Raw genomic sequence first — 12,363 nt, forward strand, 5'->3', positions numbered from 1 at the left:
CCCACAGTTCTGGCGGCGGCGCAGCGGATGGCCCTATAATCGATTCATGACGATACGCACCTGTTTCTTTCGCAGCAGCCTACTGGCCGCCACAGCGTTGCTGAGCAGCAGCGGCTGGTGTGCTCCCCAGATGCTGACCGTGGCCTGGCGCGACAAGCCGCCCTACCACTACATCGAGCAAGGCCAACCCCAAGGCTTTCTGCTGGAGCGCGTGAAGAACATTTTCAATATCGCCGGCATCCCTGTGCAGTTCGTCAACGAACCGCAAAAGAGGATCTGGGCCAACCTGACGCACGGCGCCACCAATTACTGCTCGATCAGCTGGTACCGCCTGCCCGAGCGCGAGGCGGTGGCGCAGTTCAGCGCAGCCATCCATGAAGACTTGCCGCACACCGTGCTGATTGCGCAGGATTACGTGCGGCGGGTCACCGCGCATCCGACGCTGACATCCTTGCTGAACGACTCCAGCCTGACGCTGGGCGTGGTCGAAGGCGTGTCCTATGGGCCGGTGCTGGACCAGATGATCAAGGCCGGCAAAATCCACGTCATGAGCCGCACGGTGGAGACCACGCTGATGATGCGCATGCTGGCGGTGGGTCGCGCCTCGTTCATGTTTGTCGATCGCGAGGACTTGAACTATTTCCGTCCGAAGGAAAAGTTATTGCAGTCGACGGTGCAGTATGATTTTCCCGACATGCCGCCGGGGATGAAGCGCCACATCGCCTGCAGCAAGGACGTGGCGCCGGAGACCATGGCCAAGCTCAACCAGGCCATCGCCGCGACCGGCGGCGCCTACAACGCCGGCCACAGCGTCAAGCCGAAGTAGTCCGCCGCCGGCGCCCGGCTATTGCGCGCCGAAGAATACCTGCTGCACGAAGGCCAACACGTCGCTGCGCGCTTGCGCTGCCGCCGCGGCGTTGCGGCCGACATGCACGCCGTACCTGGTACATTGCTTGTAGAAGGCGGGCAGCGCCGCCGGAGCGATGGTGCCGCCGGTCAGTTCCGAGTAGATGGTCCAGTTTTCGATGTCCCACTGCAGCACGCCGCAGGGGATGGTGGTCGGCGCGTTGGGCAGGAACTTGAGCGCATACGTGGCGTCAAACGAATGGTGGGCACCTTCGTATTGGATGGTGCGGATATCGGCGCCGGCCCCTTCGTACAAAGACGCCAGCCGTTCGCACGGCGCCGCGCCCGTGTAGTCATCAGCGCTCCCCACCAGGCTCAGTAGCGGCGCGCCGGTCAGTTGGCGCGACCAGTAGACCTGGTTGCAGCCGCTGTACAGCGGAATATGCAGCGCAAATTTCACGTCGGACTTGATCACCGCGTGCCGCAGCGGTTCAACCGCGCTGCGGAACGCGACGTCGCCACCGCGCGAAAATCCCATGACGCCGATGCGTTCGGGGTCGATGCGCCGGTCTTCCGCCAGCAATTGCAACGCCTGCAAGCCATCCGTCAGATTGGCGGCGGGCGACAACAGCGTCTGATCGTACACCGTGCTGCTGATGCCGCGCGGTTCAAAGCTGCTGACGACAAAGGTGGCCACGCCTATGCTGTTCAGCGCGGCGACCCACATTTTCGTATTGGCTTCGATGCCGGCGCTGCCATGCATGATCACCATAGCGGGCACCGGTCTTTTTTTAGGCGGCAAAGTCAGCTCGCCCCACACCGTTTGCGGCGCCCAATGCTGCCGCTGCTCCCGCGCCAGATCGTACATGGTCGGCGGCGTATAGCTGTCGAAGTAGATCCGGGTGGTATGCGGACGGGCGCCGTTCGGATCTTGCGCGTGCGCCAACGGCATCGTCGCGGGGGCGACCACCATCATCAGCGCTGCCAGGAATGCGTGTATTTTCATGTGCAAGCTCATTGTCGTTGAGTTGCACATGATTTTATGACATCCTGATTGGGTTGTCTTTTCTTTATCGTCAGCGCTTGACGGCGGCCATCGCCGCGTTCAGGCGGCGTATCAATTCCTGGTTCATATCGCGCGTGTGGCGGGTCCAGCGCTCCATCGTGCGTTGCAGCTCGGCGTGCAGCTGGCTGGCGCGCGCCGTGTCGCCGGCGCCGGCCGCCCAGATCGCGAACTCGGCCTGCACGGCAAAGCTGTTGTAGCGGCCCAGCGCAAACTCGAACTCCGCCTTCGCCTCGTCCTGGCGGCCGGCCGCGGCCAGCGCCTGAGCCAGCAGCAGCGCTACCTGCTCGCCGCGGAAATTGGCGTCGGCGGCGCGGATGGTTTGCAGATGCGTCACGGCGGCGGCGGCGCGGCCGCAGACCAAGGTGGCGCGCGCGGCGCCGTAGCGGATTTCCAGGTCGCCCGAGAATGGTCCCTGCAGGCAGGCCTCGTAGGTGGCGGCCGCCTCGTCGGCGGCGCCGGCCTCCATCTGCGCGCTGGCCAGGCGCATCTGGTTCTGCGCGGTGGGGGTGTAGGCGTAGGCGTCGCGCGCCTCGCGCAACTCCCGGCCCGGATCGAGCGAGCGGGCCGCCGCCGTCACCACCTTGCGGGCGCCGTGGTTCAGTTTTGAATCCGGCAGATAGATCGCGATGAAGTACACGATGCTGCCCAGTCCGGGAAACATAAACAGGATCATCAGCCAATACATCTGCTGCCCGCTGCGGATCACGTGCACGGCGAAGAACAGCGCCACCAGCACGTGCAATCCAATTCCAAATATCGTCATGAAGCCAGCTCCAACTTTTCGTCAATGTCGCGAATTGTAGAAGCTCTTGCCCTGCACTACAAGGAAACTTGCAAATCCATTAAGCAACGGCTATCTCGGGTTGGCGCATCCAGGCGGCCACGTAGCGCAGCAGGCGGCCGATGAGCACACCGTTGAACAGGCCGAACAACACGGTGACGGCGGTGGCGAACACCAGGTTTTGCCGCATGTCGGGATGCATCGCCGTCAACACCGCGACCACGTATTTGGTGACGAAGATGGCGATCATCAGCATCAGCAACGCCCAGCTGCCGCGCTGCTGCACGGTGCCGGCGGCGCGGTTGACCGCGATGACGGCGCCGCTGCCGAGTTTCCACGTGAGCGCCGCGCCGGCCGCCACGCCCAGCGCCCAGACACCCCAGACAGCGGCGCCCAGCGCGCCATGTTCGTTCATGCTGGACAACGACAGGCACAACATCACCGCCGGGATGATGAACAGTCTGCGCAAGCCGATCTCGCGGTCGCGGCTGGCCAGCACGCCGCGATACAGCATGAAGGCCAGCAAGGCCCAAACGTAGGTAGGAGTGTGGCTGACAATTTGCTGAATCATGATCTGCTCCGCAGGGTTGGTTAAGGTGAGGCCACTATGCCTGCCGGCCCGGCGGCGCACGGCGCGATGCGACGAAATGCGGCAAAACGGCGCGAAATGCCGGCACGCGGCGCAAAGCGCCGGCATCCGGAGGGGCGAAGCGTTGCAGCGTAATGCTTCGTTACAAATAATCGGTGGCGATGCAAGCGAACTCGGCATAAATTACTACACAGCAATGTCTGAGCCGTTTCTTCGTGGAGATTCCAGTCATGACCCCAACACCGACCGCGGCCGCCGCCGCCCGCTTCCTGGCGCAAGCCTCGATGGGAGCCAACCGCGCCGAGATCGCCAGGGTGCAGACGCTGGGCTACGCCGGCTGGATCGACGCCCAACTGGCCGCGCCGCGCTCCGGCGCCCGCTGGGACTGGCTGATGGCCAAGGGCTACAACGATATCGCCAACCGCAATTCGGAAAACGGCTTCGACGCCTGCGCCTGGCGCAAGCTGATCGCGGCGCCGGACACGCTGCGCCAGCGCGTCACGCTGGCCCTGTCGGAAATCTGCGTGGTGGCGATCGACGGCCTGGTCGGCGCGGGCTGGCGCGCGTTCTCGGCGGCGGCCTACCTTGACCTGCTGGAAGACTACGCTTTCGGCAACTACCGCGCGCTGCTGGGTGCGATCTCGACCAGCGCGCCCATGGGCCAGTACCTGACCTTCCGTGGCAACGTCAAGCAAAACCCCAGCACCGGCGCCCTGCCCGACGAAAACTATGCGCGCGAGCTGATGCAACTGTTCAGCATCGGCCTGGTGCAGTTGAACCTGGACGGCACGCCCAGGCTGAACAACGGCGCGCCCAAGGAAACCTACGGCCTGAGCGACATCACCGGCCTGGCCCGCGTGTTCACCGGCTGGGACTTCGACATGGCCGGCACGAGCAACGCCACGCCCGACTTCCTGCGCCGGCCGATGGCGCAGGTGGCCAAGCGGCATGAAACCGGCGCCTCCAGCTTCCTCGGCGGCACGGTGGCGGCCGGCCTGTCCGGCGCCGACGCGCTCAAGGCGGCGCTGGACATCATCTATGCCCACGACAACGTGGCGCCCTTCATCAGCCGCCAGCTGATCCAGAAGCTGGTGACCAGCAATCCGTCGCCGGCCTACGTGGCGCGCGTGGCCGCCGTGTTCAACAGCGACGGCCACGGCGTCAAGGGCAACCTGGCTGCGGTGGTCAAGGCGCTGCTGCTCGATCCCGAAGCGCGCGCCGACAGCTACATCGGCGCCGGCTACGGCAAGCTGCGCGAACCGGTGCTGCGCTTCATCGGCTGGGCGCGCGCCTACAACGCCGCCTCCGCCTCGGACGCCTGGGCCATCGGCAACACCAGCGATGCGTCCAGCCGCCTGGGCCAGAGTCCGCTGCGCTCGCCGTCGGTGTTCAACTTCTACCGGCCCGGCTATGTGCCGCCCAACAGCGCGGTGTCCAAGGCCGGGCTGGTGGCGCCGGAATTCCAGCTGACCAATGAAACCTCGGTGGTCGGCTACGTCAACTATATGCAGCGCGCGGTCAAGGGTGTCGGCGACGTGCTGCCGGACTACAGCACCCTGCTGCCGCTGGCGGCCAACGGCCAGCAGCTGGTTGACGAAATCAACCTGGTGCTGGCGGCGGGCCAGCTGAGCAGCGCCAGCGTCGGCCTGATACGCGGCGCCATCGACACCATGTCCGCCAAGACCGAGGCCGCGCTGCACAACCGCATCTACGCCGCGCTGACCTTGGTCATGGCCGCGCCGGAATATCTGGTCCAACTCTAGGGAGCCGCCATGACCACCAACTCTTCCCGCCGCGCCTTCCTGCAGCGCGCCTCGATGCTGGCCATGAGCGGCGTGGCCGCGCCGCTGGCCGTCAACCTGGCGGCGATGGCCGAAGCCTCGGCCGCCAGCGCCAGCGACTACAAAGCCATCGTCTGCGTGTTCCTGTACGGCGGCAACGACTACGCCAACACCCTGGTGCCGTACGACGCCGCCAGCTACAACGCCTACTACGCGCTGCGCTCCAACCTGGCCTACCAGCACAGCGCTTTGTCGGGGACGGTGCTCAACACGGGCGCGCCGCCGGTCGACGTCAACGGCGTCGCCCACCAGTACGCGCTGGCGCCGGAACTGGCGCCGCTGCTGCCGATCTTCGACGCCGGCAAGATGGGTGTGTTGCTCAACGTCGGCACGCTGGTGCAGCCGACCAGCAAGCAGCAATTTCTGGCCAAGGCCGTGCCGCTGCCGTCCAAGCTGTTCTCGCACAACGACCAGCAATCGGAATGGCAATCGTCGATGCCGGAGGGCGCGACCTCCGGCTGGGGCGGCCGGCTGGGCGACCTGTTCGAGGCGGGCAACGGCAACGCCACCTTCACCTGCGTCAACGTCTCCGGCAATGCGGTATTCCTGTCCGGGAAAGAAGCGGTGCAGTACCAGGTGTCGACCAAGGGCTCGGTGCCGTTCAACGCCTTGCAGAGTCCGATGTTCGGCTCGGCCAGTTGCAGCAGCGCCTTGCGCACGCTGATCACGCAGCAGCACGCGCATGTGATGCAGTCCGACTACGCACGCGTGACGCAGCGCGCCATCTCCGCCAACGACGTGCTGACCTCGGCGCTGGCGGGCGCGCCGGCCATCAACACGCCCTTCCCCGCCAATAACAACCTGGGCGACCAGCTGAAGATGGTGGCGCGCATGATCTCCAGCGCCTCGGCGCTGGGCGCCAAGCGGCAGGTGTTCTTTGTGTCGATGGGTGGTTTCGACACGCACGACGGCCTGGTCAAAGTGCATCCGGGCCTGCTGAAAAGCGTGGCCGAGGCGATGGCGGCCTTCTACCAGAGCACGGTGGAACTGGGCGTGGCCAACCAGGTGACGGCGTTCACCGCGTCCGACTTCGGCCGCACGCTGAGCGGCAACAACGACGGTTCGGATCACGGCTGGGGCAGCATGCACTTCATGCTGGGCGGCGCCGTCAAGGGCGGCCGCTACTACGGCAAGGCGCCGGTGGTGGCCAGCGGCGGCCCGGACGACGTCGGCCAGGGCCGCCTGCTGCCGACCACGTCGATCGAGCAATATGCGGCCACGCTGGGCAGCTGGCTGGGGGTGTCGAACAGCGAGCTGCTGTCCATGCTGCCCAACCTGGCCAACTACAACGCCAGCGCGCGCAACCTCGGCTTTGTGTGAGTCTTACTGGGCTGGTTGCAGGTTGGCGACCAGCGCGCCGGGCTTGGTGCTGATTCCGGTCAGCACGAACTGCACGCCGGCGTAGCGCAAGTCTTCCGGCCGGAAAGTGTGTACCGGTACATCCTTGAGCGTGCTCTCGCCCAGCAGATTGGCGATGCTGGCGATCTGGTTCTGCTTGCCCTCATCCATGCCGTCGACCACGAAGCGGTCCACATGCGCATCGGCGATGTAGATGACGTTGCGCACATTATCCACCTGCAAGCGGCCCGACACTGCCATGCTGCCGTGCCACGACTGGCGCGCCAGCAGCGGCGACACGTTCACCTCCAGCGTCAGCGCCACGCGGTCGTTCTCGGCCAGGATGGCCAGTTGCGGATGGCTCAGCTCGACCTCGAACACACCCAGCACGCGGTGGCGCACCGGGAATTTGCGGTCCAGGTTTTGCTGCATGCGCGCCTGCGGCAACTCCACCTGGCGCGGGCCGATCAATGAGGAACAGGCGACCAGCGCAGTGGCCACCACGGCCGCCAGCATGAGCGGCGCGGCAATTCGGGCGTAACGTTTAAGATTAATCATGTCTACTTTCTGAAATAGCGGATCGCCCACATTATGACCCACACACGAATCGGCTGCGCTAGCTGGAGTATCGATCGTGCGTCGTCGCCGGATTTTGCCGCCGAGGGCAGCCACCTGCAACGCTACGCCAGGGTCTTGAACGCGGTGGAAATCAATTCCTCGTTCTACCGGCCGCACCAGGCCTCCACCTACGCGCGCTGGGCCGCCGACGTGCCGGACGATTTCCGCTTCTCGGTCAAGCTGCCGCGCAGCATCACCCACGACCACCGGCTCAAGGATGTGAACGAGCTGCTGGCGCGCTTTGCCGGCGAAGCGGGCGCGCTCGGCGCCAAGCTGGGCTGCGTGCTGGTGCAACTGCCGCCCAGCCTGGCGCTCGATGCGGCGCTGGCCGACGCGCTGTTCGACCGCCTCGCCACGCTGCTCCACTGCGGCATCGCCTGCGAAGCCCGCCACCCCAGCTGGTTTGCCGACGCCGCCACCACCGTGCTGCGCGCCCACCGCGTCACCAGGGTGATCGCCGATCCGCCCGCCGGCCAGCCCGGCCCCCACGTGCCGACCAGCGACACCGTCTACGCGCGGCTGCACGGCAGCCCGCGCATGTATTACTCGTCGTACACGGACGAATACCTGGACAGCGTCGCGGCCCATCTGGCCGACAAGGATGGCTGGGTCATCTTCGACAACACCGCCAGCGGCGCCGCCCTGCCCAATGCGCTGACGCTGATGAAAAAAACCACATGAAACGCTAACCGCTTGCTTTTTTTGATTCTAGTGTTATAGTTCGCTACAACACCACTCCATCAACACACATCAAGGGGACCACATGTATGTCCACGATAGGCTGGAATGACAATGCGCCGATTTATCGGCAGCTCAAGGAGAAGGTCATCGGCATGATGCTCGACGGCCTGCTCAAGCCCGGCGACGCCCTGCCCTCGGTCAGGCAGGTGGCCGCCGACTATCAACTCAATCCGATCACCGTATCGCGCGCCTACCAGGAACTGGTGGACGAAACGCTCGTAGAAAAAAGAAGGGGAGTAGGTATGTACGTCACTGACGGCGCCCGCGACAAATTGCTGGCCACTGAACGCGAGCGCTTCCTGCGCGAAGAATGGCCGCTGATGCTGGAACGCATCCGCCGCCTCGGCCTGGAACTCGACACCCTGCTCAAGCCCATCGCCACCGGAGGTGCGTCATGAGCGCCATCATCACCGCAGCCAATCTCAGCAAGAAATACGGCAAGCAAGCCGCGCTGAACGGCGCCAGCTTCACGGTCGAGGCAGGCCGAATTGTCGGCCTGATCGGCCCCAACGGTTCCGGCAAGACCACCACCCTCAAGGCCATCCTGGGCCTGACCCAGTTTGACGGTGAGTTGTCGGTGCTGGGCATGGACCCGCGCAGCCAGCGCGAGGAGCTGATGAACGACGTCTGCTTCATCGCCGACGTCGCCATCCTGCCGAAGTGGCTGAAGGTCAAGGACGCGATCGCCTTTGTCGAAGGCGTGCACCCGCGCTTCGACCGCAGCAAGGCCGAGAAATACCTGGCCAACACCAAGCTGACGCCGGACATGAAGGTCAAGGCCATGTCCAAGGGCATGGTGGTGCAGCTGCACCTGGCGCTGGTGATGGCGATCGACGCCAAGCTCTTGGTGCTGGACGAACCGACGCTGGGCCTGGACATCCTGTACCGCAAGCAGTTCTACCAGAACCTGCTGGAAGACTACTTCGACGAGAACAAGACCATCCTGATCACCACCCACCAGATCGAGGAAGTCGAGCACATCCTGACCGACCTGATGTTCATCCAGGATGGCCGGATCTCGCTGGCGGCGTCGATGGACGAGGTGGGCGAGCGCTTCACCGAGGTGATGGTCGAGCCGCAATTCGTGGCGGCCGCCAACGCGCTGCAGCCGATGAGCCAGCGCACCGTGTTCGGCAAGCCCATCATGCTGTTCGATGGCGTGCCGCGCCTGCAACTGTCGACCTTCGGGGAATTGCGCACGCCCAGCGTTGCCGACCTGTTTGTCGCGTCGATGAAAGGAACCTACGCATGAAAACGATGAAATGGCTGATCAAGCGCGAGATGTGGGAACACAAGGGCATGCTGTTCTGGGCCCCCCTCGTCATCGCCGGACTGATCGCGACACTGGCGCTGGCCGGCATCTTCCTGGGCCACAACGCCAACTTTAGCGACGATGGCCAGACCATGTCGATCGGCACCGTCACCGTCGAAGGCACGATGCGCGCGCGCATCGTCGAAACGGCGTCGCAGGCCTACATGCTGTCGGCGCTGCCGATCATGATGGTGCTGAGCTTCCTGGTGTTCTTCTACTGCCTGGGCGCGTTGAACGACGAGCGCCGCGACCGCAGCCTGCTGTTCTGGAAATCGCTGCCGGTGTCGGACCTGACCACCGTGCTGTCCAAGGTCGCGCTGGCCCTGGTGGTGGCGCCGCTGATCACGATGGCGATCGGCACCGTGCTGTCGCTGGTGATCCTGCTGGCCGGCTGCGTCGCCATGCTGGTGCACGGCACCAACCTGTTCGGCGCGCTGCTGATGGCGCCGGACCTCTACCTGACGCCGCTGCGCCTGGTGGGACTGCTGCCGGTCTACATCCTCTGGGCCCTGCCGACGGTGGGCTGGCTGCTGATGGTGTCGAGCATGGCGCGCTCCAAGGTGTTCCTGTGGGCCGTGGGTACGCCGCTGGTGGTGTCGCTGCTGCTGGTGTGGACCGAGAAGGCGCTGCACTTCGGCTTCAACGCCGGCTGGTTCGTCACCCGCATCGTTGACCGCATCCTGCTGGGCGTGATTCCGGGTTCGTGGATCATCTTCGAAGCCGACAGCGTGGCGCTGCACCATGAAGCCAACAAACTGGCGCTGCCGGACACCATCTTCAACGCCTCGTGGGGCACGCTCGGTGGCGTCAGTGTATGGATCGGCGCCGTGGCCGGCGTGGCCATGATCGCCGCCGCCGTCTGGATGCGCCGCCGCCGCGAGGAAGGTTGAGCATGGCGGGCAAACACTTCGTGACCGCCGCGCTGCTGGCGGCCGCCGTGGCGGCGCTGCCGGCCACGGCGGCCGAAACGGAGGCCGGGTCGGACCAGATGGTGGTCATCAACGGCACCCGCAGCCCGGAAATGCAGCCTTACCGCTACATGCTGTCCGGCCTGGACGCCTTCGACAGCCAGCACGCGCTGGCGCCGAACGCGCAGCAACTGCGCTTCCGCCTGCACGCCAAAAGGAAGGCGCCCGCGGGCGCCATGGACAACGTGGTGGTGCGCCTTTCCGGCAACGAGACCGACATCGCCGTGCCATTGGCGGCGGACCACAGCTTCACCCTGCCGCGCAACCGGGCGGCGGAAGACGACAACGCCGATGTGGTGCTGAACCAGAAGAAGAGCTACTACGGCTGGATGCCGGACGTGCGCAGCGCCGGCGTGCCGGCGGACATGCGGCGCCTCGGCGATATCCAGCTGGAGTGCCGGGTGCTGATGGCGATCGCGAAGAACTACATACCGTTCCTGATACGCGCGACGATCAACACCATCACGCTGACGACGGACTGGTGCTCGTTCAAGGACTTCAACATGAGCGTGCGCAGCGACCGCGTGATCGCCGGCGCCACGCTGGTCGACGGCGCCCACAGGCTGGAGCTCAAGGTCGACGAGGATGGAAAAATGTACTCCGTGCCGCTCGGCGACAAGAGCTACTCCAACGACGCCCTGATCGAGTTCAGGTACGAATAAGCATGGGGGTCAGATCTGACATTCGGACACGGCCTCAGCTGTAGTAGATGCTACAGCTGAGGCCGTGTCCGAATGTCAGATCTGACCCCCGCTTTGTTATTCGAACTGCTTGCGGAACTCGGCAAACTGCGCGCTCAGGTCTTCGACCTGCTGGCGCAGTTGCTGGACTTCCTGCTCCAGCGCGGCGACGCGACCGCCCTGCCCGGCCACGCTGACCGAACCGCCCATGCTGGCGGCGGTCTCTTCCCTCGCCAGCGCCTCTTCGCCACCGAGCAACTGGCCGTAGCGCGGCTCCTTGGTGCCGGGCGCCAGCGCCAGCTTGGCCACCAGCGGCGGATATTTGTCGATCAAAAATTGCAGCGCCTGCTCGACATCGGCCACCGATTTGAAGTCATGCAGGCGGCCGGTGCGGGTGCGGATTTCGCCGGCGGTCTGCAGGCCGCGCAGCATCAGGATGCTCAGCACGGCCAGTTTGTCCTGCTCCAGCGACCACTTGATGCGCATGCGGTGCTCGTACTTGGTCACGCGCGCGCCCGCCTGCGTGATGCCGTTGACATACTTGCGCTGCATCAGCCGTTGCAGCACCTCGGCCACCGTCTCTTCCGACAACGCCATCACCGGATCGCGGCTCGACAACTGGTTGCAGCCGTTGACCAGCGCATTCAACGACATTGGATAATTATCCGGCGTCAGCGCTTCCTTCTCGGCCAGCACGGCCAGCACGCGGATTTCAAACGGGTCCAGCACTTCAACGCCATCGGGCGACGATTCCATAAGCAGCTTCCTTATTCGACGAGCTTGTTGAGTTGGTCGGAATTCAATTTATCACATTCGGGCACGCCCTGACAGTGCAAGCCCGCCGCCTTCATGGTGGCGAGGATGCGCTCGATCTGTTCTTCCTGTTTCACCGCGTGGTTGATCAGGCCGTGCAAGGCCTTCGACAGCGGATCGTCGCCGTTCGGCGTGACGCCGTAGGCGCTGAACAGGTGGGCGGTGGCGCTGGTCGCCGAGGCCGCTTCCTTCTGCACGATGTGGGCCGGATTGCCGACCGCCGTGGCGCCCGGCGGCACCGGCTTGAGCAGCACGGCGTTGGAGCCGACCTTGGCGTACTCGCCCACCGTGAAGCCGCCCAGCACCTTGGCGCCGGCGCCGACGATGACACCGCGCGCCAGCGTCGGATGGCGTTTGGCGCCGGTGTGCAGCGAGGTGCCGCCCAGGGTCACGCCCTGGTAGATGGTGCAGTCGTCGCCCACTTCGGCGGTCTCGCCGATCACCACGCCGAAGCCGTGGTCGATGAAGACGCGGCGGCCGATGGTGGCGCCCGGATGGATCTCGATGCCGGTGACGATGCGGGCCAGGTAGGAAATGAAACGGCCCAGCCATTTCATCTTGCGCGTCCAGCACCAGTGCGCCCAGCGGTGCATGACGATGGCCTGCAAACCGGGGTAGCAGGTCAGCACCTCCCAGGCGTTGCGGGCCGCAGGATCGCGTTCGATGATGCTGTTAATGTCTTGGCGCAGGCGATGGAACATGGGTGTACGGGATTGCAACGGAAACGCTCATGGTAGCGTATTCGGTCGTGGGTTGCTGGGAAGCGGCTT

At 64.9% G+C, this 12,363-nt stretch carries 14 protein-coding genes; 8 read left to right on the top strand and 6 right to left on the bottom strand.

The window, feature by feature from the left end:
- The first annotated feature begins 46 nt into the window (after window positions 1-46).
- Window positions 47-826, top strand: a complete 780-nt coding sequence (locus RUGAMON1_RS10480) for a substrate-binding periplasmic protein (protein WP_445230458.1) — start codon at window positions 47-49, stop codon at window positions 824-826.
- Between the two features lie 18 nt (window positions 827-844).
- On the opposite strand, the gene RUGAMON1_RS10485 is transcribed toward RUGAMON1_RS10480, so the two are convergent.
- From RUGAMON1_RS10485 to RUGAMON1_RS10495, 3 genes are all read right to left on the bottom strand, one after another.
- On the bottom strand, window positions 845-1,852 hold the full coding sequence (locus tag RUGAMON1_RS10485; RefSeq protein WP_445230459.1) for a dienelactone hydrolase family protein: 1,008 nt from the start codon (window positions 1,850-1,852) through the stop codon (window positions 845-847).
- Window positions 1,853-1,922: 70 nt separating this feature from the next.
- Entirely contained in the window at window positions 1,923-2,675 is a 753-nt protein-coding gene (locus tag RUGAMON1_RS10490) for a hypothetical protein (protein ID WP_445230460.1), read from the bottom strand.
- 79 nt (window positions 2,676-2,754) lie between these two features.
- Entirely contained in the window at window positions 2,755-3,264 is a 510-nt protein-coding gene (locus tag RUGAMON1_RS10495) for a DUF6622 family protein (RefSeq protein ID WP_445230461.1), read from the bottom strand.
- A gap of 248 nt (window positions 3,265-3,512) precedes the next feature.
- Here RUGAMON1_RS10495 and RUGAMON1_RS10500 point away from each other — a divergent pair, with 248 nt between their 5' ends.
- Both RUGAMON1_RS10500 and RUGAMON1_RS10505 read left to right on the top strand, forming a co-directional pair.
- Complete coding sequence (locus RUGAMON1_RS10500; RefSeq protein ID WP_445230462.1) at window positions 3,513-5,045, top strand: DUF1800 domain-containing protein; 1,533 nt, start codon at window positions 3,513-3,515, stop codon at window positions 5,043-5,045.
- A 9-nt stretch (window positions 5,046-5,054) separates the two neighbouring features.
- Complete coding sequence (locus tag RUGAMON1_RS10505; protein WP_445230463.1) at window positions 5,055-6,443, top strand: DUF1501 domain-containing protein; 1,389 nt, start codon at window positions 5,055-5,057, stop codon at window positions 6,441-6,443.
- A 3-nt stretch (window positions 6,444-6,446) separates the two neighbouring features.
- On the opposite strand, the gene RUGAMON1_RS10510 is transcribed toward RUGAMON1_RS10505, so the two are convergent.
- Entirely contained in the window at window positions 6,447-7,019 is a 573-nt protein-coding gene (locus RUGAMON1_RS10510; RefSeq protein WP_445230464.1) for a DUF1439 domain-containing protein, read from the bottom strand.
- A 33-nt stretch (window positions 7,020-7,052) separates the two neighbouring features.
- Between RUGAMON1_RS10510 and RUGAMON1_RS10515 the strand changes: the two genes are divergently transcribed.
- The 5 genes from RUGAMON1_RS10515 (at window position 7,053) to RUGAMON1_RS10535 (ending at window position 10,762) form a co-directional block, all read left to right on the top strand.
- Window positions 7,053-7,760, top strand: coding sequence for a DUF72 domain-containing protein (locus RUGAMON1_RS10515; protein ID WP_445230465.1), 708 nt, complete (start codon window positions 7,053-7,055; stop codon window positions 7,758-7,760).
- A gap of 86 nt (window positions 7,761-7,846) precedes the next feature.
- Window positions 7,847-8,218, top strand: coding sequence for a GntR family transcriptional regulator (locus RUGAMON1_RS10520; protein WP_332856174.1), 372 nt, complete (start codon window positions 7,847-7,849; stop codon window positions 8,216-8,218).
- Window positions 8,215-9,072 carry an ABC transporter ATP-binding protein gene (locus tag RUGAMON1_RS10525; protein ID WP_445230466.1) on the top strand — a complete coding sequence of 286 codons (858 nt, stop codon included), beginning with the start codon at window positions 8,215-8,217 and terminating at the stop codon, window positions 9,070-9,072. The genes RUGAMON1_RS10520 and RUGAMON1_RS10525 overlap by 4 nt, the downstream gene beginning before the upstream one ends.
- The gene (locus RUGAMON1_RS10530) at window positions 9,069-10,022 is read left to right on the top strand and encodes a hypothetical protein (RefSeq protein WP_445230467.1); all 954 of its coding nucleotides are present in this window, start codon (window positions 9,069-9,071) and stop codon (window positions 10,020-10,022) included. The genes RUGAMON1_RS10525 and RUGAMON1_RS10530 overlap by 4 nt, the downstream gene beginning before the upstream one ends.
- A gap of 2 nt (window positions 10,023-10,024) precedes the next feature.
- Window positions 10,025-10,762 carry a hypothetical protein gene (locus RUGAMON1_RS10535; protein WP_445230468.1) on the top strand — a complete coding sequence of 246 codons (738 nt, stop codon included), beginning with the start codon at window positions 10,025-10,027 and terminating at the stop codon, window positions 10,760-10,762.
- 96 nt (window positions 10,763-10,858) lie between these two features.
- Here RUGAMON1_RS10535 and RUGAMON1_RS10540 read toward each other — a convergent pair whose 3' ends face one another.
- Both RUGAMON1_RS10540 and cysE read right to left on the bottom strand, forming a co-directional pair.
- Window positions 10,859-11,536 (bottom strand): YceH family protein, encoded by a 678-nt coding sequence (locus RUGAMON1_RS10540; protein WP_445230469.1) that lies wholly within the window; start codon window positions 11,534-11,536, stop codon window positions 10,859-10,861.
- 11 nt (window positions 11,537-11,547) lie between these two features.
- Window positions 11,548-12,294: a serine O-acetyltransferase gene (gene cysE, locus RUGAMON1_RS10545; RefSeq protein ID WP_445230776.1), complete on the bottom strand. Its 747-nt coding sequence runs from the start codon at window positions 12,292-12,294 to the stop codon at window positions 11,548-11,550.
- Window positions 12,295-12,363: the final 69 nt, after the last annotated feature.

The organism is Duganella rhizosphaerae (assembly GCF_040364205.1).
Taxonomy (GTDB): domain Bacteria; phylum Pseudomonadota; class Gammaproteobacteria; order Burkholderiales; family Burkholderiaceae_D; genus Rugamonas; species Rugamonas rhizosphaerae.